A 21,883-nucleotide genomic window follows, 5' to 3' on the forward strand; every position below is an offset into this window, starting at 1 on the left:
AGAGCGTAATCGTTTATTAGTGTAAGAATCGCGCAAGAAAAAAAGCGGCAATTATGCCGCTTTTTGGTGCCTGGATTTCACCAGATAGCGCAGCGGCAACTGGCTTATTAGCATGCCCAGCAGCATCAAGCCACAGCCAAACAGCGCCCGGCCTGAGAGACTCTCACCGAGAAACAAGATGCCACCTATGGCGGCAAATACCGTCTCCAGACTCAAGATGATGGCCGCATGGGCCGGATGGGCGTGCTTTTGCGCCAGCACCTGCAGGGTATAGGCCACCCCAACCGAAACCAGCCCCGCGTAGGCCAGCGCCGCCCAAGCCGCCTGAATGCCCGCCACTGTGGTGGTTTCCAGCGCCAGCGACACCATAAAGCTTGCCAGGGCACATACCAGGAACTGACCACAAGCCAGCACTACTGGAGCCACTCTATTGGTAAAATGATCCACCGCCAGGATGTGCATGGCCCAAAAAACGGCGCCGATAAGCTGTAAGCCATCGCCGTAAGAGACGCTGAAGTTATCGCCCACACTCAAAAAGTAGAGTCCCACTACCGCAACGGCGCAGCCAACCCAGGTATTGGTGCCCGTGCTGTGTTTCAGCAGCAGGCCGAGCACAGGCACCAGCACGATATAGAGCCCGGTAATAAAACCCGCGTTAGCTGCCGTGGTGTGCAGCAAGCCCACCTGTTGAAAGGAGGCGGCGATAAACAAGATGCCACCACAAGCGAGGGAGCCAATCATAGTCCGGCGTAAAAAATCTTTATCGGCAACGCCTTTTAATCTGCCCTTACGTTTCATCATCCAGATGAGTGGCAGTAGACTCAGCGCGCCTATCACGAAGCGCAGGCCGTTGAAGGCAAATGGCTCGAGATGGTCCATCCCCAGGCGCTGCGCGACAAAGCCAAGGCCCCAAATGGCTGCCGCCACCAATAACATCAAATTTGCCACACATCCCCCATTCCATTACGCCAAAGGCAATCCGTTATTCTGCCGAGCGGCCTAAACATTTACAACGCTTCGTTCAACATAAAAAACAGAACAGTCAAGACGCTAAAATGGAAAGTGGGCCGTCAAGCCACGATTAGCAAGCGGTGCAGATAATAGAAAAGCGGATTCATGAGGCATAAAAAAAGGCGCCACAATCAGACTGGGCGCCAAAAACACAAGTACAAGAGTCCCTCATCCTTGAGGTGAGACAGACAGAAAAATGATGGTCAGTTACGTAGTACTGACCTTACACAGACAAAGCCGCTTTCAGCCAGCCGCCAACGAGGGCAAGCGAGTATCTTCACCCGGCGTCCACAACCAGGCGGCGCCCCGAACCCCAGATGACGCGCCATGACGGTTTTTCACCACGGGCGTGGCGCACTCGCCGCCGAGCACATACTTGGGTAGTAGCGCCGGCAGGTACTCATAGATAAGGTCAATATTCGACACACCGCCCCCCAGTACGATCACATCGGGATCTAAGGCGTTGATCATATGCGCCAGTGCCCGAGCCAAACGATCGATGAAACGACCAAAGGCCGCCTCGGCGGCTGGATCGCCCTGGGCCATCAAGGAGACAATTTCGATGCCACTGGCCGCCTCACCGCCATGGGCGCGAAAATCCCGCACAAAGCCGGTGCCGGAGACGAAGGTCTCGATACAGTCGGCGTTGCCGCAGAAGCATTGTGTCGAGTTGAACTCCTCTAGCGTCATCCAGGGTAAGGGGTTGTGGCCCCACTCACCGCCTATGCCATTACCGCCGCCGTGTACCTTGTGGTGGATCGCTAACCCGCCACCGCAGCCGGTGCCGAGAATGACGCCAAACACTACCGCCTTACCGGCGCCGCCGCCATCTACCGCCTCGGAGAGCGCAAAACAGTTAGCATCGTTGGCGATACGTACCTCACGCTGTAGCATGGCCCCCAGATCCTTATCCATAGGCTGACCGTTGAGCCACACGGCGTTAGAGTTTTTTACCCGACCAGTAACCGAGGAGACCACACCCGGAATGCCTATACCTATGCTAGATACCTGGCCCGTCTCGATTTCAGAGGCGTGAACCAGAGCGGCGACCGCCTCCAAGGTAGCCAGATAGTCCTTGGGCGTGGGGACGCGCTGTCGAAACACCTCTTCGCCATTTTCGTTCAGGGTCACCAACTCTATCTTGGTGCCCCCCAGATCGATTCCGCTGCGATACATACCGCTCTCCCAATACAGATAACTTAGTTAGAATGCATCCTGACCGCAGTCAGACAGTAAAATGGATGATGGCGCAAGGTCGCTGCCTCGCTCCTGAGCCTCTTCGATGGCCACGTTGGACAGCTCCAGGCTATCGCCAGCGCCCATGGCGAGCACCATGGGACTAAACACACGCCCAAGGGCGTTCACATCCAGTGCAAAACAGGCAATAGGCACCTGATAACGCCGCCACTGACCATCGGCCACCAGAGTGTCGGCAAGGTTCAATGTCTTACCACAGGCCCCCTCGCACTGCATCGACAGCTCGGCTTTCGCTGGTTTCTTCTCCAGCGCGGCGTCAAACCCTATCACGGCGCTCTTGTGGTTAAACCGGCGAAGGTCCATAGGGAAGTCGTCGCGGAAACTTAAACTCCCCGGCGCGCCGAAACTGAAGCGGCGTGCATCTTCCTGCACCTCACGGTTAATGCTTCTCACCGACCAGGCGCCCGCTTGCCACAGACCCGCCCCCACCCTGTGCATGCCGGTCTCATCGCCAACCGCCAGGTGCCAGGGCGCCTTGATCGCCTTATCGAAAATCGCCAGGCTCAGGGGAGCGTCATCCAGACCAATGGACTCATCGAGCTTGGCAAGCGCCTCGATGCGCTGGTAACTCATGCCTTGCCAGAGTGCAAACAGCGGCGTTTTTGACTGACCTACGGCACCATTCTCACCGTCGTTAGCGAGCGGCCAGCCGTCATCGCCTGGCGCAGCCGGCCAAGGAAATGGCAGCCGACCCACAAAATCCTGCCTGGGTTTGGCATTCGTATCGCCTATCAGCACATCCGCCACACCAGCCCCCTCGCTACCCGGCAACCAGGCGGCGACGAAGGCATCCGATGCGTTCAGCTCAGGATTGGTCCACAGCGGTCTCCCCGACAAAAACACAGACACCAGAGGTAGCCCCGCGGCCTTAACCCTTTTTAGCATGGCCAGGTCCTGCTTATCACCGCGCTGATACTCGAGATTATCCAGATCGCCATTGCCCTCGGCGTAGGGCGACTCACCATATACTGCCAAAACAAGATCCGGCTCGAAATCATCGGGGACATGGCCATCGACCCTGAGGCGCGCCTCACCGCCGGCTGCTTTGAGGGCGCTGGCGATACCGGCAAAAATAGTGGTGGCGCCGGGGAAGTCGGCATTGGTGACTTCCGTGCCCTGCCAGGTCATGCTCCAGCCGCCGGCCTGCATGGAGATCTCGTCGGCACCCTCGCCTATCACCAACACCTTAGCCGATGCCTTGATGGGCAACAAAGGCCTGCCATCTACCGGATTGTTCTTCAGCAGCACCAAAGACTCGGCCACCGCCTTTCTGGCAAGGGCCCTGTGATCCGGATGGCCAATCCAGCTGGCATCGCCGGCGAGTGGCCTCTTCGACGGTGATATGCCGTCAAACAGCCCGGCGCGCAGCTTCACCCGCAAAATACGTTTCACCGCATCATCGAGACGGCTCTGCGGCAGGGCGCCCGATTTAACGTCGGCGATGGTGTTGGGATAGAGCGCCTTCCAGCTGTCACCGGGCGCCATCAAAATATCCACCCCGGCGTTGATGGCCGCGGCGCATTGCTCATAGCTGCACCCGGGCACGAAGCCATGGCCCAGCCAATCGCCAACCACCACACCATCGAAACCAAGGCGTTGCTTCAAAACCTTTGTGAGCAGGTAGTGACTGCCATGAAGCTTTTCCCCCTTCCAGCTGTTGAAAGAGGCCATCACCGTCTGTACCCCTTCAGCCAGCGCGCCCACATAGCCTTGGGCGTGACGCGCGATCAGGGTCTGTTCATCCACCTTGGTATCGCCCCTGTCATCGCCATTTTCTGTGCCGCCATCGCCAATGAAGTGTTTAGCGGTTGCCAGGGTATGGGCGCCATCGAGCCAGGCATCCCCCTCCCCCTGCATGCCCGCAACAAACGCCTGGGCATAACGCTCGATCAATTCTGGGTCCCGGGCATAGCCTTCATAGCTACGGCCCCAGCGCAGATTGTCCACCAGTGCCACCGTAGGGGCAAACACCCAGTCTATACCTGTGGCGCGCACCTCTTTGGCGGTCGCCGCGGCAATCGCTTTGATGAGCGCCGGATTGTGGGTCGCACCTAAGCCGATATTGTGGGGAAACAGGGTAGCCCCCAACACATTGCCATGGCCGTGCACCGCATCAGTGCCCCACAGTGGCGGGATAGCAATGCCATCTAATTGGGTATCCATGGCCGCCTGATACATGGCATCGGCAAGTGCTACCCAATCCCCCGCTGTCGCATGGCTGTTATTGGCGGGAAAAGAGCCGCCGCCATTTAAGTAGGAACCAAAGCCGACCCGGCGCATATCCTCGACATTAAAATCGCGGATCTCGGGCTGAATCACCTGCGCCACCTTCTGCTCAAGACTCATCTTGGCCAGCAGAGCATCGACCCTGGCCTCCAGTGCGGCATCCACGGGCGCTCGATACACGCCCTGTGGCCAAAGGCTTATGTTTCTTGTTGCCGCTGATGCCTTATTGCCCGCAGTTTCAGCTTGATTGTTTGTGGAGGCGAGCAAATTTGGGGTAGCAACACTACTCAACCCAAGCACGCCACAGATAAGAGCCGCGGTGCGTGATAACCTCAGTTTCATGGGCGCTCCTTAGAAGGATTAGAGCCACTCAGGCCATAGAAAAGAATGTAGGCGTAGCAAAGCACGGGCAGCAGGAAGGAGATAGACAGGCCAGCAACATCGGCGATCGCCCCCTGGGCCAGTGGCACCACGGCGCCACCCACGATGGCGAGACACAAAATACCGCTCCCCTGAGCCGTCACAGGGCCAAGGTTTTTCAGCGCCAGGCTAAAGATGGTCGGGAACATGATGGAATTAAACAGCCCCACCGCCAGAATCGCCCACATGGCCAAGGCGCCCTGACTCATCACGGCCACCACGACCAATATCGCCGCCATGGCCGCATTAAAACCTAACACCTTACCCGCCGGCACCTTCTGCATCACGGCCGCGCCGATGAAGCGCCCGACCATGGCACCGCCCCAGTAGAAGGCGATATAGTGCGCCGCCTCGGCTTCGGCCATGCCTGCCACATGAGTTTGCCCAAGAAAACTCACCAACAGACTGCCGATGGCCACCTCGCCGCCCACATAGACAAAGATCCCTATGGCGCCCAGCACCAGATGACGATGATTAAGAGCAGAAGCTGGCTTTGCATCTCCCCCAAGTGCTTCATCTTCCTGGTCATGAATATGAGGCAGCTTCAGCAGCGCAAACACCACTGCCAGTAGCAGCAACATGCCACAAAGCAGCAGATAAGGCAGTTTCACCGCTTCCGCCTCGGCTTCTGCCGAGGCGCCGGCTGCAACTGACAGGATCAGCATGGCGCCAAAGGCTGGCGCGACTGTGGTACCCAGAGAGTTAAACGCCTGGGTCAGGGTCAGACGGCTCGACGCTGTCTCGGCAGCACCGAGGGCCGTGACATAAGGATTTGCCGCCACCTGCAACAGGGTAATGCCACTGGCAAGCACAAAGAGTGCACCAAGAAATACCCCATAACTTGCCGAGACAGCCGCGGGATAAAAGAGACCGCAGCCGAGCGCCGCCGTCAGCAGCCCAACGACTATTCCCTTTTGATAACCCAGGCGTTTCACCAAGACTCCCGCGGGCACGGACACCAAGAAGTAGGCGCCGAAGAAGCAGAACTGGATCAGCATCGCCTGGGTGTAATTTAAACTAAAGACCGCCTTGAGATGCGGGATCAAAATGTCGTTTAGGCAGGTAATAAAGCCCCACATAAAAAACAAGGTGGTTAATGAACCCAGAGCGAAACGGTAATTTGTCGCTCCACCGTCGATCCCCGTGGCCGCAACGCTTTGGCTAGGTGTGGTTGCCATCTTCTCTCCCCTCTAAATTCTTGCTTTGAGCAGTGTGAACCTGATTGGTGGTTGACCTTTTTGGGTTCTGCCACTAGATTAATGTAAGCGCTTTCATTTTTAACATTACGTTAACCCTTGTCAACCTATTTTGCCCTCTCAATCATTGAATGCACTGACATCGATGGCGGGCAAGGCGGTAAAAACAAGGGGTAGATTCAGGACAAGAACAACAATGACACAGATACCAGCTTTCACCCTGCCCGGTGATTCCGCCATGATGCAGCAGGATTTTTTGTTTGGGGTAGCAACCGCTTCTTTTCAAATTGAGGGCGACATCGCCCACCGTCAGCCCTGTATCTGGGACACCTTCTGTGCCCAGCCGGGTAAGATTGCCGATGGGTCCAATGGCGAGGTGGCCTGCGATCATGTCAACCTTTGGCGCGACGATGTCAGCCTGATCGCCTCTCTCGGCGTGGATGCCTATCGTCTATCTATCTCCTGGGGTCGGGTGCTGCACCCAGATGGCAGCGTCAATCGTGAAGGCATCGCCTTCTACACTGGCCTAATCGACGCGCTAAACCTTCGCAACATCAAGGTATTTGTGACCCTGTATCACTGGGATCTTCCCCAACACCTCGAAGACAAAGGTGGCTGGCTCAACCGGGAGACCGCCCTCGCCTTCGCCGATTACACCCGGGTGGTGGTGCAGGCACTCGGCGAGCGCGTCTATGCCTACTCGACCCTGAACGAGCCATTTTGCAGCGCCTATCTTGGCTATGAGGCCGGCATTCACGCCCCGGGGCATAACAGCCGCAAGCAAGGCCGGGCAGCCGCTCATCACCTGTTGCTGGCCCATGGCCTGGCCATGGCGGAGATCCGCCAAGGGGCGCCGCGTGCTAAGGCCGGTATAGTGCTGAACTTCAGTCCCGCCTACGCCAACAGCCCGAGCGAAGCTGACGTGCGCGCCGCGCAGCTCGCCCATGAGTATCACAACCTCTGGTATCTGATGCCACTGATGCAGGGGCGTTATCCCGATATTCTGGCTGCACTGGATAGCGACGAACAACCCCCCGTACAAGACGGTGACATGGCGATCATTCAGGCCAGCATGGATTACCTGGGCATCAACTATTACACCCGTAACGTCTATCAGGCCGGTGGTGAGCTGGGCTTTGAGGATGTGCGCATTGCCAACGTGCCCCGTACCGCCATGGACTGGGAGATCTGCCCCGGCGCCTTTACCGAGCTCCTGAAAGACCTGTCGCGCGAATTCGCCCTACCGCCCATCTACATCACAGAAAATGGCGCCGCCGAGGACGATTGCCTTCACGATGGCGAGGTGCACGACCCGATGCGACTCGATTACCTGCAGTCTCACCTGCTGGCGGTACACAACGCCATCGACGACGGCGTAGACGTTAGAGGGTATTTTGCCTGGAGTCTGATGGATAATTTTGAATGGGCCGAAGGCTACCGCAAACGCTTCGGTCTGGTATATGTGGACTACGACACCCAGCAGCGCACCCTCAAATCCAGTGCCAAGGCATATCAGAGAATGCTTGCACACAGGCGCGCGATGAGCCAAAAATAATAAAGGAGGTCGCCATGTTGAGCGTCAGAGAAAAAATTGCCTATGGGCTCGGCGATACCGCCAGCAACATCGTATTTCAAACCGTCATGCTGTTTTTGACGTTTTTCTACACCGACATATTTGGGATCTCCGCCGCCTTCGTCGGCACCATGTTTTTGGCCGTGCGTATCATGGATGCGGTAACCGACCCCCTGATGGGCTATCTGGCGGATCGCACCAACACCCGCTGGGGGCGCTACCGCCCCTATTTGTTATGGTTTGCCTTTCCCTTCGCCGCCATCAGCGTGTTGGCTTTCACCACACCTGATCTGAGCGAGAGTGGCAAGGAGATCTACGCCCTCATCACCTATGCCCTGTTGATGCTGGCCTACACCGCCATCAATATCCCCTACTGCGCACTGGGCGCGGCGATGACCACCAATCCAGCCGAACGGGTGTCGGTACAATCCTATCGCTTCGTGTTCGCCATGTTGGGTGGACTCATGGTCAGCGCCCTCACCCTGCCTCTGGTGGACTTTTTTGGCGCGGGCGATAAGGCCAAGGGCTATCAGCTCACCATACTGGCCATGAGCATTCTAGGTACCGTGATGTTCTTACTCTGTTTTGCCGGCACCAAGGAGCGTGATTTCACCACAGATGACAACCGCGACAACCTAAAGGCCGCTACCAAGGCGCTATGGGCCAACGATCAGTGGCGGGTGCTCTCCGCCGCCGCCATCTTCCTGTTAACCGGCTTAGTGCTGAAATCCACCCTCGCCATCTACTACGTGAAATATGTGCTCGGCCGCGAAGAGATGATCAGCCTGTTCGTCACCAGTGGCGTGATAGGCAACATCTTCGGGGTTGGGCTGGCCAAGAAGCTCGCCGACAAGGTGTGTAAGGTCAAGGCCTATATCCGGCTGCAGCTGATAGCCGCGGCGCTGTGTCTGCTCGCCTGGTTTGTGCCCAGCGATCAGTACCTGCTGGCGCTGGTGCTCTATGTCGCCTGGAACTTCACCATCAACATGGGCACGCCGCTGCTGTGGGCCAAGATGGCCGATACCGTGGATTATGGCCAGTATAAGACTGGAGTACGCACCACGGGCTTGGTCTACTCCTCGGTGATCTTCTTTATCAAGCTCGGGCTGGCCATAGGCGGCGCCTTAGCCGGTTGGCTGCTGGCCGCCTACGGTTATCAGGCCGATGCAGTTCAATCCCAGGAGACCCTGGATGGCATGGTGCTCTGCTTTACCCTGTATCCGGCGCTGGCGTCGATCGCGGTTGCCTTTATCATGCGACGCTATACACTAGACAGTCACCGGGTTGCACAGATCAGTCTGGCGCTGGAACAAAAACATTCAGGCACATAGCAGTTCAAGGAAAGCCAGCTCTTATGGCCACAATTTATGACGTTTCCATCCTGGCAGGCGTGTCGCTAGCGACCGTCTCCCGGGTAGTCAACAACACAGGCAAGGTTAGCGAGAAGACCTGTCAGAAAGTACACGATGCCATGGCGCAGCTGGGCTACCGTCCAAACAGCATCGCCCAGTCACTGGCATCTAATCGCTCTAACAGCGTTGGAGTGCTGGTGTCTCAGCTCGATGGTCCCTTCTATGGCCCCATGATGCGGGAAGTCGAATCGGCGCTGCGCTCGGCCAACAAGCATGTGATCATTGCCGCCGGCCACAGCGACGCCGCCCAGGAAAAAGACGCGGTTGAGTTTCTGCTCTCCCGTGGCTGTGATGCCCTGATCGTGGACGCCGAGATCCTCTCTAATGAGTACCTGCAGGAGCTCTGCCGCGGTTCGACCCCTGTGGTGCTGATCAACCGCCATGTGGACGGCATCGAAGAGCGCTGCGTACACCTGAATAACCTCCAGGGCGGCCTGCTCGCCAGTCGTCATGTGGTCGAACATGGCCATAAGCAGATCGCCTACATCTCGGGCCCGCTATTTAAGCTCGATGCCAGGGAGCGCCTCGAGGGCCATAAGCAGGCGCTGGCAGAGCAAGGGCTGAGCTTCGACGATAGCCTGTTTTTCGAGGGTGACTTTACCGAAGAAGGCGGCTACGAGGGAATGGCGGCACTGCTCGAACGTGGCAGCTCATTCAGCGCCGTGGTGTGCGCCAACGATCAGATGGCATCGGGAGCCATCGCCCTCTGTCTGGAGCGCGGATTAAGGGTACCGCAGGATATCTCCTTCGTGGGATTCGATAATATCCCCTTCCCCCGTTACATCTCCCCCAAGCTCACCACAGTGTGCAACCCGATACAGGACATGGGACGCATGGCCGCCAATTGGGTGTTAAAAGAGGTGTATGACAATCGCGAGGTCAGCTTCAGCCACCGCTTCGAACCCGAATTGGTTGTACGTGAATCTGTTCAGCGCCTAGAGACAAGATAGATTTACGTCGTTAGCGAATTGATAGCTTAACCAGATAAAACCCAACACACAGAACTCCCCTCAGAAGGCTTACCTCACGAAGGTAAGCCTAAAGGCTAATCCCACTCGAAAGATTGGTCCTCAAGTCGACACACTCCAAATTAGCGCCAAACAAACACACCGAAAGAACGCCTTAACGGTAACAAAAAAATGAAAGCGCTTACATCATTTTCAGCAAATCTTAACAACCGCCAAAAATGACAGATTTTAATTAAAATACAGAGAGTTAAACTCCTCAGCTCAAAGTATCTCAAACCACTAATGTAAACATTTTTTAAACATTTACCCCACAAATGGTTGACATGAAAACGTCATCATCTTAATTTATGTAAGCGCTTACATTTATACTTGCAGGCGAAGTGGTATGCAAACCTGTAAGCTTTACAACAATAGCGTCCCGAGCTGCATCGCAGCCGAGGGTCTCTGGGAGAGGAACCTGATGCAACAATTAGAATTCAAAAAATCAAAGCTAGCCACCAGTGTATCCCTGGTGCTGGGCTTGCTGTCTGCCCTACCCGTCATTGCCGAAGAAGCCCCTGCGGTTGACGGCGATATTGAAGTTATCCAAGTCACCGGCGTACGAGGTTCACAGGCCAAGGCCATGGAACTTAAACGTCAATCCGCCGGTGTTGTGGATGCCATCTCCGCCGAAGATATCGGTAAATTCCCCGACACTAACCTGGCCGAATCGCTGCAGCGTATCACGGGTGTGTCTATCGACCGTGTCAACGGCGAAGGCAGCAAGGTAACGGTACGCGGCTTTGGCCCCGACTTTAACCTGGTGTTGCTAAACAATCGCACCATGCCCACCGCTCAGGTGGCCGGTGAGTCTACCCGTTCATTCGAATTTGCCAACCTTGCCTCCGATGCGGTAAGCAGCGTAGAGATCTACAAGACTGGCAAAGCCGACATCAGCTCGGGTGGCATTGGCTCGACTATTAACATCCGCACCGCCCGCCCCTTCGATACGCGGGATCTGGTGGCAAGCGTTGGGGTAAAAGCCCATCATGACACCAGTGTGGAAGATGGCAGCTCTGTCACCCCGGAGATCTCAGGCATTTTCAGCAACACCTTTATGGATGACTCGCTGGGCCTGGGCTTAACGGCCTCTTATCAGAAGCGTGACAGCAACACCAAACGCGCCACCATAGATGGCTGGCGTCAGAATATAGATGGCGAGCTGAACCCTAACGCCGTGGTCGTTAACGAAAACCAAAATCCCTACGGCAACACCTTCTATGCCCGTAACATAGGCTTTGCCAGCCAGGATACCGAGCGAGAGCGTACCAATGCCCAGTTGGTATTCCAGTACGCCCCGAGCGATGACATAGAGATGACGTTGGATTACACCTACTCCAAGCTCTCCGATGTCTCCAATGCCGACACTTGGGGTCTGTGGTTCTCGGGTCCGGGCAATGCCACCAACGCCCATATCAATGAAAACGGCACCTTCGACTATGTGACCGAAGTGGGCGGCGACTACTCTGGCACCATGCAGCAAAACGCCTCGGACAACATCAACAAGTCCCTGGGCTTCAACATCAAGTGGCAAGCGAGCGACAACCTGACGCTGAGCTTCGATGCCCACGACTCTAACGCCACCGCCGAAGGCACCCTGGGTGACAACGCCGATAACAAGTTCTTCATCCTGGGCGCGCTCAACATCGCCGATAAGACCTATGATGCCACCAGCACAGAGATCCCGCTGCTTGGCGCCAACTACGGCACTCTGAATCCTAACGGCGAGCCACACCTGCTGCCCGAGCACTATGCCTCCTTGTTTGCCGGAGTACGCGCCGGTCGCAATGAAACCGACGTCAATCAGTATCAGTTTGACGGCCAATGGGTAAATGAGAACAACGACGCACTATCCTCCATCGACTTTGGTGTCTCTTTCACCTCGATGGAAACCCACGCCCAGGGCTCTTACACAGGCCCGATCAGCGCCGGCTGGTATGGCAACATGGGGCTGTGGAAAGACGATGTCAGCTACGTCGGCCTGGGCTCAGACTTCCTGTCTGACTTTAGCGGTGGCGGCAGCGATATGTTGATTCCCTACTACTACACCTATGATCAGCAGGCAGCCATGGATAAGGCACAGCAACTGTACGATGTGGAGTATGTGTCAGCGCCGTGGCAAGACGACCACCTGATCAAGGAAGACACCACAGCTGCCTATATCCAGATCAACATCGACAGCGAATTTAACAACATGCCGCTGAATATCGTGGCGGGTCTACGCTACGAGCAAACCGATGTCACCGCCAGTTCGATGCAGCAAGAGGCGCAGCAGCTGGTGTGGCTCAACCCAACCGAGTGGCAGACCGTTTATGCCGACGACTTCTCTTACAGCCATGAATCCCATGACTACAAAGAGTTTCTACCAAACCTGGATATCAACCTGGAGATGGTAGAAAACGTGATTGCGCGCTTCAGTTACAGCCGCACCATCACACGTCCTACCCTGGCCTCGATGCGCGCAACCACAGCCTTGACGCCTATACCTAAGGTAGGTTCGCGTACCGGTTTTGCCGGTAACCCGTCGCTTAAGCCGTTCAGCTCGCAAAACATCGATCTGTCACTGGAATACTACTATGACGATGCCAGCTATGTGTCTGTGGGTTACTTCAACAAGGAAGTGGAAAACTTCCTGATGAACACCATAGAGACGGTGGAATACGATCATCTGCGTGACCCATACATAGGTGCCGCCGCAGAGCAAGCCCGTGCAGAGCTCATCGCCAATAATGAGACCCCAAGCGATGAGGCCGTGTTCCAGTGGCTGATCGACAACGGTTATGGCGATGCCAACGGCCGCGTGCCGCAGTCAGGCAGCGATCCTGTGGCCGAGTGGAACATCAGCAAGCCCAACAACGTCGAAGATCTCAACATCAACGGCTTTGAGTTTGCCTGGCAGCACTGGTTCTGGGACACAGGCTTTGGCTTTGCCGCCAACTACACTCTGGTTGACGGTGATACAGAATACGACGTGGAGCGCGTCGACGAGCAGTTCGCCCTGCCCGGCCTGTCGGACTCGGCCAACTTCTCGGTATTCTATGAGAACTACGGCGTGCAGGCGCGTCTGGCTTACAACTGGCGTGACACCTTCCTCTCTGGTATGGGTCAGGCCGAAGCCGGTGGCCCAGCCCCTCAGTTCACCGAAGCCTATGGTCAGCTAGACATGAGCGTGAGCTATCAGCTCACCGACAACCTGTCTATCTTCGCCGAAGGCATCAATATTCTAGGTGAGGAGAAACGCGTCTACGGTCGTTACGAAGAGCAGATGCTGCTAGCACAGCAAAACGCCGCCCGTTACTCCATCGGCGCACGTTATAGCTTCTAAGGCTATCGATTGAGGTAAGAAGAAAGTCCCGGGCAAACGCCCCTGGATGAGGTCATTGCCGCGGCGCCCGCCGCGGCTTTTTTTATCTGCATCGACAGTAATCAATTCTCACACCAAACTAGGCAGATGACTGACGCTAACGTATCAAAATCGACATGACATCAGATAGTTCAGCGTTAAACGCCTCATCAGCTTACCCGAACCAAATGAAAACTTAGTGGTAAAACCCCCTCAACCTAACTCGTTTTTAGACAGAAATGAGTTAGAACTTTAGATCTATTTGAGCAGATTCGGATTCATTTATTTATGGTTAACATTTCAAGCAACTGCGCGCGTTAATGACTCCTGCCTACAGGCAATGCTGTCTTGGCTGGTTATATACCATTTTTGACCAAATGCTCCGCTAACCTTGATTTAACTACCTCAGGGGAAGTGAACAAATCCGCACTAAACAAAACTTGCTCACCAAAATTTTCTATGGCAATAGCAGCTTGGTAGCATGCATTAATGTCGCTATTGATGAGCGCTCGAATGACTTCCAAATAAACGGGATAAAACTGTCGGTCGTGTGACTTACCCAGAGCAAAAATTGCAGCTCCAAGAGCTTCATCATCAGCGACCGTGTTCTCATTGATATATTTCAACGCAGCTTGTTCAAACTCTTCAGCAGAAAGCTGATTAAACAGCGTAACTTCATCACCCCATAGTAGTTGGGTGTTATCAACGTTGGCTCTACAATGCTCAATCTTCAGCATCGCAATTCTAAAAAAGTTTTCAGGCTTCATGTCGATGCTCTTAGTGTATAACGCCGCCAGCACGCGCGGTTTTGTAGTGAAGGTTAAGCCGCAACGGAAAAGCCGTCGCCGAGTCTGGCCTTGTTAAATCTTTTGACACCAGACATCCAAAGCATCTTTTGTGTACAAACCTGAATTGTTGGAGAAAATGCCATCAACTACCTGCATCAATTCAGATAATTTCAGGTCACAGCCGAAAGGCAATTTACCATGTGTTTGACTTACAGCCGATATTCGGATTTGGCCCGCCTGCTCATCAAACCATGAATAGAAAACCATATTGAGACCACCGCTCTTTCTCTGGTAGATGTCTGCACAACAATCTATAAACTGATTCACTGACTCTTTACCCCATTCTTGGAGCAAGTCTTCATTAAACCCAAATGAAACCATATTGCATCTAGCTTCTTCATTTATTTCATCTGAAGTGAGAATCACGGTCTCTTCTAGCTCTGCGAGCCATTTTTCAAGTGTACTGTGCATTTTCATGGACATTTAACGCAAAGCACACGGACGGAAAAACGCGTTAGCGTTTGACGTCCCCGCGACCAAAGGGAGCGAGTGATGCGCCTTGTTATATAGCATTGCAGATAACCTTACCAAATACATGTGCCTGAATCTCCTCGCACTTCTGCTTACCGTCCATGACCTCTACAGCATCACCACAACTCTTTTGCCTGAATAGAGGTTTATCGCTTGGCTCAATTTTACTTACCCCGGTAGGACATAAGCTTTGGACTTTCTCATTCCACCGTTTGGTAAGGTCTGCCTCTGACTGCTCAGCACCAAACACGGTAACTAAATGCACAGTTCCTTGTTCGTTACTACTAAGCATAAATTCCACATCACCTGCGACACAAACGAGTGAAAGAAACATTGAGGCTAAAAATAACGCTGATTTCATAGTGCTACATAACGCTTTGCTAAGGGACTGGCGCCACGTGCCAGTCCCACGGAGCCTGCCATGGCAGGCGAAGTAAACTTGAGCAACTTGTTAAAAGGCATTTGAAAGTTGGCTGATTATTGGTGAAGCTTTGTCAAAGCCATTGGCATTAACTGCTTTTTGCCATTCAATCATACTTTGAATTGATGAGTCTAACCTGTTATTTACAAGAGCTGTTGCTAATGCATCGAAAATTTGTGCTTTTGAAAGACTAATGAGGTCTTCAAAATGTTCATTTGATTTATCACAAAGAAATTGTATCGCACCAATCTGACGAGCTTCTTCGGTAAAGCTTGCTTTGACTCCGATACCATGAGCCCAATCGTACCAATTGAGATAACACAAAAATTTTCTTTCCTTGAAAATAAACTCAAATTCCATATATGCCTTTTAACGCCTAGGCTAAGGAGCGCAATGCCTTGAGCCTCTTGTTATGAGCCTTCTGGCTCGCTTTTATATTTGAACTCATATGAAGTGCACCGGCTATTGCCGTAACTAAAAGTCACTTTAAATTCATATTTATCGCTTTTAATAGCAGCGATAAATTCCGGCAACTCATTTTCTAATTTGTTGACCTGAGCAGTCTTAGATATCAGGTTGCCATCTGCAAAAATTGAATACGTCCCAGAATAGTATGGCATACCCTTGAACTCATTCGGTGCGACAATTTGTACCTCTTTACAATCTTCACAAAGCGTAGCGTCTCTAATCATAACTCTGAATCCGTGATTTTCTGAGACTTCTAGCTGTTTTGGACCAATCACGCATGCAAATGAGACCTGCGAGATGAAAAGAGTTATAAAAATTAGAAATTTCATTTAAGGCTCATAACGCCCAAAGCAGCGGCGCGCGTTAGCGCGTCCAGCCACGCAGTGGCGTTGCTGCCTTGACTTGTTAAGAGGCTTACTCAACTACAATTGCCCCACAGTTAAATTTTGCCCAAAAAGCTTCAGGTTCCGAATAATCACAATCTCTCAGCGATATAACTATTTTTTCGCCGCCTTCCAAAATGATGCCAAATGATGCCCCCTGTTGGTAGCTTACAGATTGGACTACCTGATTAATAAGGCTATTGTTTTCTCCAGTAACAGTTGCAGGGTTGTACGCGCAAACAATGCCACAGCTAAACTTGCTGACTAGATATTCGTTCTCTTGCTTTAAGCTAAGCAAGGTTGAACCAACAAGCCGATCTAGTTCTGACATTGCTTGCCTCTTATCGCTTTGCCAAGGGGCAAATGCGAACGTTGTTGGGCAAAGCCCAGTGAGTATTTGTCCCTGCCGCGCCTTTTGCGGCGAACTTAGGCAACTTGTTATATGCGAACATCTCGCCCCATTCCTTCGTGATAATAATAAACCTCAACGTTTACAAGCACAGATTTGAGTTCATGAGCCAACTTGAGGCCTTTCTCAATAAAATCGGCTTCTGCCAAAGATGACAAGAAACCTGAGCTAGCGGGATCATCTTCATTTAAAGTTGCATCATATTCTGCCGCCCACTCCATCAGCGACGAAGATAGCTCTTTTGAAATTGGCAATGATGTTGGGTCAATCTCACCTACTTCATCAGCTCCATAGTGCCACAAAGGAAAACAATGGTAATCGATCATCACTTTAATCGAAGTCATACTCACGGCATATAACGCCCGGCTCACCGAGCAAATTTTGTTGGCGGCTTTTTTGGTACAAAAAAGGTGACAATAAAATTTGTCCGGTGGAGCCGCTTGTTCTATTGTGCTACTCACAACGGTAGGTCACATCCACTTGGTCACCGCAGAAAAATGCAGAATCATCTTTCTTTGAAAACTCGATGCCGTGTTCTGTGGTAATCACTAATTTCTGCGAACCTTGCCACTCTGCGCTAACTTGTGCGCCTTCTTTACTGAAGTAGAAAACGGAGCCGCCACCTGTAGCCCACATCATTAGCGCAGATGTATGAATGTATTTACCATCGCTAAACTCCTCAGTTACCGTAAAGACTTTGTGATTGTCAGGGGCAACAAGTTCAACTAATTTATTGGTTCGAAAATCGTGTTTTGGCTTCTTACGTCTTTTCTTCGTTTTCCTCTCAGAGGAGATTTCTTTGAGAAACGAATCTAGTGCGATTTTCCGATTCTTTATGTCTTCTTTGGAGGCTCCTAGCTCTTCCCAAAGCTTTAAATCACTTCCGCTAGTTATGATAGAACGGACTTTTTCATACACGCTCTGTTCTAGACATTTTGTTTCCCATTGAGCATAAGCCAAGGCGAACCAAGAGTTATTTGAATCTTCGTAGTCTTCGAAATATTCAGAAAATGATTCTTTAACTTCTGAGCTAGCGTACTCTGGACCCGCGCCATTGTTATAGATATCAAAGAAACCATCGTAAACATCAGCAAACGAATCACTATCTTCGACATTTACACCCCATACACCCACTTCGATTCATCTCCAAGCTTCATCAGCAATAGAACATTTTATTAGTGCGCATGCGCGTTTACCTCGTTGGACCAGTGAAAACGCGCACAGTTAACTATCTGTATACAATGAACTTATCAGCATTTTGCTAAATATACCATCTAGAAAAACGCGCATGCGCGTTTTCCAAACCTATTATCTACTTAACAAGGAACGCAATCATCTGATCTTAAAGGGAGTTATATTATCAATAACGGCAAAACGCGCACGGATTTAGGCTTAAAATCACCCAAAAGTCACATAATTTAAATATGACGTGTATCTGTCCAGTTTCGACTTCTTGTGGTGAATCGCACAAACAGGACTTAGATAAAAAATTGTTGAGTAGTAAGTTTGCGATTTACTGGCTGACCAACAACTCACTTCGGGGCAAAAATCAGTTAGCTTTCACGTCTTAAATGCACCAATACCGCCAAATCGAAGAGACGTTGGATACCGAGTGTAGATACGCCGGTGACCTTCGGTTTCAGGGATGAAACCGCAGAGCGGCCAGGGATGGCGCACAGCGTGTCACAGGCGTATCTGCACATAAGCCCACCGCAGGTGATAGGTTGCCATGACGGTACGACCTTCAACTCATTTAATAAATGACCACGTCGCCAAATGCTAATCAAGCAAAAAAATACCCCTCTCATCCCCATGGCAGCACCTCGATGCTGCCAACACCATTTTCACCTTGCCCCCGTTAACTGATACACTCGTCACAAATTCACGAAGAGTCGGCGCCGCGGCGTATGACTCCAACGCAATTGAGAGTGTCATGCAAGGAACCTTGAGAAAAATGCGTACCGGGCTCGATGAGCAGGGCCTGGCCAGTTATCACCTACTTGTGGGCGACAATGAAGTCGAACTTAACCCCTTTATCGGTAGCAGTATCAAACTGGTCCATACCGGTAACATCTTCTGCTGCAACTGCGGCAAGAAGACCAAGAAGAGCTACTCCCAGGGCCACTGCTTCGTCTGCATGAAGAAGCTGGCGAGCTGCGATATGTGCATCATGAAACCCGAGACCTGCCACTTTGCAGAGGGTACCTGCCGCGAGCCCGAGTGGGGCGAGGCCAACTGTTTCGTGCCCCATTATGTCTACCTCTCCAACACCTCGGGGCTCAAGGTGGGCATCACCCGCCATACACAGCTGCCGACCCGCTGGATAGATCAGGGTGCGACCCAAGGCCTGCCTATCCTTAAGGTCTCCAGCCGTCAGCTGTCTGGCCTTATCGAGGTGGAGCTGGCCAAGATGATCGCCGACAAGACCAACTGGCGTGCCATGCTGAAGGGTAATGCCGACCCTTTACCGCTGAAACAACATGCCGAAGAGCTGCTGCCGCAGATTGAGCAGCACATTCACAGCCTGGCGATGGCCCATGGCGAATACGCCATCGAGCGGTTGAATGAAGAGATAGTGGCCATCGACTATCCGGTGAGCGAGTTCCCCACCAAGATAGCCTCCCACAACTTCGATAAGGATCCGGTTGTAAGCGGCACCCTACTGGGGATCAAGGGGCAATACCTGATCTTCGACACAGGAGTGATCAACCTGCGTAAATTTACCGCCTACGAGGTCAGCTTCGAGGCCGAGTGACCTAAGATTTCGTGACTAAGATGCCCGCACCTGCATACCCTCGCCTGCATGCCTAAGGTATGCAGGTTCTTTCATCGCCAATCTAATGTAAATTTTTCTATAAGCTCTGGTGCAGTTTCTTTATGCAAATTCAGGGTGTTAAAACGCCGCCCCTCAGCTTAAAGCAATGTCACTTACAGCACTGCCGTCCCCCTTCCCCACAGCTAACACTTCAGCTGAAGCAACAGCAAACAGCAAACAGCAAACAGCAAACAGCCAAATCAAATCGCGACGCCAAACGCGAGTCCAAACACCAGCCTAGCCGACACAAAAATGTAACATATGTAAATCCCGAGCAAACTTGAATGATAATCTATATCATTCGCATCAAATTATTGTTCAACCTTTTTTCGTACTTAACCTTAGGATAACTTGATGCCCGCTCACCTTCCTTTAAAGAGATCACCTTTGGCCCTCTACACTAGCCTCTTCTGTCTTGGGCTAATGAGTCAAACGGCCGTCGCCGCCGATGCCAGCATAGAACGCATTATTGTCACCGGTAGCCGCAGCGCCGAAAGCATCGAGGAGGTGCCCTCTTCGGTGACCCTGATCGACAACAAGACCCTGGCGCAGGATATGTTGATCACCTCTGAACTACAGAACATGCTGGCGTTTCGCGTGCCGGGCATGGCCCCCAGCACAGGCACCTCGAGTAATGCCGGTCAGACACTGCGTGGCCGTAAAGCACTGGTGATGATCGACGGCGTACCTCAGTCTACCCCGCTGAGAAACGGCAGCCTGGGCATTCGCTCTATCGATCCCAGCGCGATTGAGCGCATCGAGGTGATCAAGGGTGCAACCTCCATCTATGGCAACGGCGCCTCGGGAGGGATCATCAACTACATCACCAAGACCCCAAGCAGCGATACCAAGGCCAGCTTTGAGCTGGGCGCCTCGAGTAAATTCAGTGCGGTCAAGTTTGAAGACAGCGCAGGTTACCGCTACCACGCCAGCGTGGACGGTACCCTGGATAAGTTCAGCTATGTGGTCAGCGCCGCCGAGGAGGAAACAGGCCTCGAATATGACGCCGAGGGCGATATCATTGGCTTGATCTACGGCCTGTCGGAAACCAAGTCGCAAAACCTGTTCACTAAGCTGGCCTATGAGTTTGACAGCGAGAAGCAGGTGCAGCTGACCTACAACTACTATGAGGCGCAGCAAAACGCCGATCTCATGGATGTTACCGGCAGCGTCAACAGCGGCGAGAAAACCTACGCCATCAAGAGCAGTGAACCTAAGCCGGGCGTACCACAGGGGCCGCGAGGCAACCACAACCTGATGCTGAAATACACAGATCAGGAGATCTTCAACCAGACACAGCTCACCTTGGACGCCTATTACCAGAAGATCGAAAACATGTTCTTCTACTCAGCCGCGCTGGCCAACCCCAGCGAAGGCTATGATGGCGGCCAATCGCTGATCCGCTCAGAGAAGCGCGGCCTGCGAGTCAACCTCAACAGCTACGCCGACTGGGACAATGTGTCGGCCAGCTTCATCTATGGAATCGATGCCCTGAACGATGTCAGCTCGCAGCCGCTAAACGATGGCCGAATCTGGGTACCCGAGATGGACATGAGCAACCTGGCGGGTTATCTACAAACCAAGTTGACCATTCATGATGACTGGATTATCAAAGCCGGCGTGCGCCACGACAGAGTCGATATCACCATAGACGATTACAAGACCCTCAAGGTGTGCCGCAGCGCCGACACCTGCTCTGTACCCTTCGACGTTAAGGGCGGCGAGCTTAACTTCACCTCCACCACCTATAATCTGGGCCTGCGCTATCAACTAGCCGACGCCTTTAGCCCGTTTGCCAGCTTCTCACAGGGGGCGGACATCTCAGATCTTGGCCGCCTGCTGCGCACGGCCACGGTTAATGATATCTCGCTGATCCAGACAGAGGCGTCGATCGTCGACAACTATGAGGTGGGCTTCTCGGGCCACTATGACAAGCTAAGCTATGAGCTGGCGGCGTATCGCAGCACCTCAGAGCTGGGCACCAGCAACGCCTATGACGCCGCGACCGGGGTTTACATGCCGGTGCGTGCACCGCAGAAGATCTGGGGGTATGAGGCGCAGCTGGCCTACCAATGGCTGGATAATCTCGCCACAGACATCAGCTACAGCTGGGTCGAGGGTAAGGACACGAAGAAGGATATCTACTTAGATGGCCAGGTGATCTCGGCGCCTAAGTTTACCGCCTCGATCAACTGGCAGCCGATCGACGATGCCAACATCGCCATTAACTACCTGTATGTGGGCGATCGCAAGCGCTTCGAGACGGTCGATGGCCAGTATGTGGGCGCCCAGGGGCCGGTAAGTCACTACAACCTGGTGAACCTCAGCAGCAGCTATCAGCTGGATAACTGGCAGTTTAGCCTAGGGGTAGAAAACCTGTTGAATGAAGATTACTACTCGGCGCGTTCACAGGCCTTTACCTATGCGGGCTACAACACCAAGGGTCTTGGCACCACCATCAACCTTGGCGTGAAGACACGTTTCTAACCGGTACAAGAGCGCCGCCCAGTTACCCGGCGGCGCCTTTTTCCGACTCATGCGTTAGCGATTTAGCGAGCGTGTGTTAGCAAGCGTGTGTTAGCAAGAATACGTTAGTGAACATATTAGAGCATACGCTAATGCC

At 53.1% G+C, this 21,883-nt stretch carries 18 protein-coding genes; 6 read left to right on the top strand and 12 right to left on the bottom strand.

The window, feature by feature from the left end; all coding sequences use genetic code 11:
* Window positions 1-51: 51 nt before the first annotated feature.
* The 4 genes from K0H81_RS11320 to K0H81_RS11335 all read right to left on the bottom strand — a co-directional run bounded on the left by K0H81_RS11320 (window position 52) and on the right by K0H81_RS11335 (window position 6,092).
* A complete protein-coding gene (locus tag K0H81_RS11320; protein WP_144199397.1) occupies window positions 52-936 on the bottom strand; it encodes a DMT family transporter in 885 nt (294 codons plus the stop codon).
* 318 nt (window positions 937-1,254) lie between these two features.
* The gene (gene mak / locus K0H81_RS11325) at window positions 1,255-2,187 is read right to left on the bottom strand and encodes a fructokinase (protein WP_220058392.1); all 933 of its coding nucleotides are present in this window, start codon (window positions 2,185-2,187) and stop codon (window positions 1,255-1,257) included.
* Between the two features lie 27 nt (window positions 2,188-2,214).
* A complete protein-coding gene (locus K0H81_RS11330) occupies window positions 2,215-4,836 on the bottom strand; it encodes a glycoside hydrolase family 3 protein (protein WP_220058393.1) in 2,622 nt (873 codons plus the stop codon).
* Window positions 4,833-6,092 (bottom strand): sugar MFS transporter, encoded by a 1,260-nt coding sequence (locus K0H81_RS11335; RefSeq protein ID WP_220058394.1) that lies wholly within the window; start codon window positions 6,090-6,092, stop codon window positions 4,833-4,835. Before K0H81_RS11335 ends, K0H81_RS11330 begins: the two co-directional genes overlap by 4 nt.
* Window positions 6,093-6,306: 214 nt before the next feature.
* Here K0H81_RS11335 and K0H81_RS11340 point away from each other — a divergent pair, with 214 nt between their 5' ends.
* From K0H81_RS11340 to K0H81_RS11355, 4 genes are all read left to right on the top strand, one after another.
* Window positions 6,307-7,665: a GH1 family beta-glucosidase gene (locus K0H81_RS11340; protein WP_220058395.1), complete on the top strand. Its 1,359-nt coding sequence runs from the start codon at window positions 6,307-6,309 to the stop codon at window positions 7,663-7,665.
* Window positions 7,666-7,679: 14 nt separating this feature from the next.
* A complete protein-coding gene (locus K0H81_RS11345; RefSeq protein ID WP_220058396.1) occupies window positions 7,680-9,014 on the top strand; it encodes a glycoside-pentoside-hexuronide (GPH):cation symporter in 1,335 nt (444 codons plus the stop codon).
* 23 nt (window positions 9,015-9,037) lie between these two features.
* The gene (locus K0H81_RS11350) at window positions 9,038-10,045 is read left to right on the top strand and encodes a LacI family DNA-binding transcriptional regulator (RefSeq protein WP_144198886.1); all 1,008 of its coding nucleotides are present in this window, start codon (window positions 9,038-9,040) and stop codon (window positions 10,043-10,045) included.
* A gap of 478 nt (window positions 10,046-10,523) precedes the next feature.
* Complete coding sequence (locus K0H81_RS11355) at window positions 10,524-13,427, top strand: TonB-dependent receptor (RefSeq protein ID WP_258406274.1); 2,904 nt, start codon at window positions 10,524-10,526, stop codon at window positions 13,425-13,427.
* A gap of 374 nt (window positions 13,428-13,801) precedes the next feature.
* Here the strand turns inward: K0H81_RS11355 and K0H81_RS11360 are convergent, their stop codons facing one another.
* The 8 genes from K0H81_RS11360 to K0H81_RS11395 form a co-directional block, all read right to left on the bottom strand.
* On the bottom strand, window positions 13,802-14,212 hold the full coding sequence (locus K0H81_RS11360; RefSeq protein WP_220058397.1) for a hypothetical protein: 411 nt from the start codon (window positions 14,210-14,212) through the stop codon (window positions 13,802-13,804).
* A 93-nt stretch (window positions 14,213-14,305) separates the two neighbouring features.
* Window positions 14,306-14,710, bottom strand: a complete 405-nt coding sequence (locus K0H81_RS11365; RefSeq protein WP_220058398.1) for a hypothetical protein — start codon at window positions 14,708-14,710, stop codon at window positions 14,306-14,308.
* Between the two features lie 85 nt (window positions 14,711-14,795).
* Complete coding sequence (locus tag K0H81_RS11370) at window positions 14,796-15,125, bottom strand: hypothetical protein (protein WP_220058399.1); 330 nt, start codon at window positions 15,123-15,125, stop codon at window positions 14,796-14,798.
* A 90-nt stretch (window positions 15,126-15,215) separates the two neighbouring features.
* Window positions 15,216-15,545 carry a hypothetical protein gene (locus K0H81_RS11375; protein ID WP_220058400.1) on the bottom strand — a complete coding sequence of 110 codons (330 nt, stop codon included), beginning with the start codon at window positions 15,543-15,545 and terminating at the stop codon, window positions 15,216-15,218.
* A gap of 50 nt (window positions 15,546-15,595) precedes the next feature.
* A complete protein-coding gene (locus K0H81_RS11380) occupies window positions 15,596-15,982 on the bottom strand; it encodes a hypothetical protein (RefSeq protein WP_220058401.1) in 387 nt (128 codons plus the stop codon).
* A gap of 85 nt (window positions 15,983-16,067) precedes the next feature.
* Window positions 16,068-16,367, bottom strand: coding sequence for a hypothetical protein (locus tag K0H81_RS11385; protein ID WP_220058402.1), 300 nt, complete (start codon window positions 16,365-16,367; stop codon window positions 16,068-16,070).
* A gap of 107 nt (window positions 16,368-16,474) precedes the next feature.
* The gene (locus K0H81_RS11390) at window positions 16,475-16,906 is read right to left on the bottom strand and encodes an immunity protein CdiI family protein (RefSeq protein ID WP_220058403.1); all 432 of its coding nucleotides are present in this window, start codon (window positions 16,904-16,906) and stop codon (window positions 16,475-16,477) included.
* Window positions 16,899-17,579, bottom strand: coding sequence for a hypothetical protein (locus K0H81_RS11395; RefSeq protein WP_220058404.1), 681 nt, complete (start codon window positions 17,577-17,579; stop codon window positions 16,899-16,901). The genes K0H81_RS11390 and K0H81_RS11395 overlap by 8 nt, the downstream gene beginning before the upstream one ends.
* A gap of 799 nt (window positions 17,580-18,378) precedes the next feature.
* On the opposite strand from K0H81_RS11395, the gene K0H81_RS11400 reads away from it, so the two are divergent.
* Both K0H81_RS11400 and K0H81_RS11405 read left to right on the top strand, forming a co-directional pair.
* The gene (locus K0H81_RS11400) at window positions 18,379-19,200 is read left to right on the top strand and encodes a DUF2797 domain-containing protein (RefSeq protein WP_220058405.1); all 822 of its coding nucleotides are present in this window, start codon (window positions 18,379-18,381) and stop codon (window positions 19,198-19,200) included.
* Between the two features lie 414 nt (window positions 19,201-19,614).
* On the top strand, window positions 19,615-21,747 hold the full coding sequence (locus K0H81_RS11405; protein ID WP_220058406.1) for a TonB-dependent receptor: 2,133 nt from the start codon (window positions 19,615-19,617) through the stop codon (window positions 21,745-21,747).
* Window positions 21,748-21,883 lie beyond the last annotated feature (136 nt).

It is taken from the genome of Shewanella halotolerans (assembly GCF_019457535.1).
GTDB classification, from domain to species: domain Bacteria; phylum Pseudomonadota; class Gammaproteobacteria; order Enterobacterales; family Shewanellaceae; genus Shewanella; species Shewanella halotolerans.

Bases quoted from the DNA above. Each gene is read 5' to 3' on its own strand.
- K0H81_RS11320 (WP_144199397.1), bottom strand. From the start codon at position 936: ATGTTATTGGTGGCGGCAGCCATTTGGGGCCTTGGCTTTGTCGCGCAG.
- mak (WP_220058392.1), bottom strand. From the start codon at position 2,187: ATGTATCGCAGCGGAATCGATCTGGGGGGCACCAAGATAGAGTTGGTG.
- K0H81_RS11330 (WP_220058393.1), bottom strand. From the start codon at position 4,836: ATGAAACTGAGGTTATCACGCACCGCGGCTCTTATCTGTGGCGTGCTT.
- K0H81_RS11335 (WP_220058394.1), bottom strand. From the start codon at position 6,092: ATGGCAACCACACCTAGCCAAAGCGTTGCGGCCACGGGGATCGACGGT.
- K0H81_RS11340 (WP_220058395.1), top strand. From the start codon at position 6,307: ATGACACAGATACCAGCTTTCACCCTGCCCGGTGATTCCGCCATGATG.
- K0H81_RS11345 (WP_220058396.1), top strand. From the start codon at position 7,680: ATGTTGAGCGTCAGAGAAAAAATTGCCTATGGGCTCGGCGATACCGCC.
- K0H81_RS11350 (WP_144198886.1), top strand. From the start codon at position 9,038: ATGGCCACAATTTATGACGTTTCCATCCTGGCAGGCGTGTCGCTAGCG.
- K0H81_RS11355 (WP_258406274.1), top strand. From the start codon at position 10,524: ATGCAACAATTAGAATTCAAAAAATCAAAGCTAGCCACCAGTGTATCC.
- K0H81_RS11360 (WP_220058397.1), bottom strand. From the start codon at position 14,212: ATGAAGCCTGAAAACTTTTTTAGAATTGCGATGCTGAAGATTGAGCAT.
- K0H81_RS11365 (WP_220058398.1), bottom strand. From the start codon at position 14,710: ATGAAAATGCACAGTACACTTGAAAAATGGCTCGCAGAGCTAGAAGAG.
- K0H81_RS11370 (WP_220058399.1), bottom strand. From the start codon at position 15,125: ATGAAATCAGCGTTATTTTTAGCCTCAATGTTTCTTTCACTCGTTTGT.
- K0H81_RS11375 (WP_220058400.1), bottom strand. From the start codon at position 15,545: ATGGAATTTGAGTTTATTTTCAAGGAAAGAAAATTTTTGTGTTATCTC.
- K0H81_RS11380 (WP_220058401.1), bottom strand. From the start codon at position 15,982: ATGAAATTTCTAATTTTTATAACTCTTTTCATCTCGCAGGTCTCATTT.
- K0H81_RS11385 (WP_220058402.1), bottom strand. From the start codon at position 16,367: ATGTCAGAACTAGATCGGCTTGTTGGTTCAACCTTGCTTAGCTTAAAG.
- K0H81_RS11400 (WP_220058405.1), top strand. From the start codon at position 18,379: ATGCAAGGAACCTTGAGAAAAATGCGTACCGGGCTCGATGAGCAGGGC.
- K0H81_RS11405 (WP_220058406.1), top strand. From the start codon at position 19,615: ATGCCCGCTCACCTTCCTTTAAAGAGATCACCTTTGGCCCTCTACACT.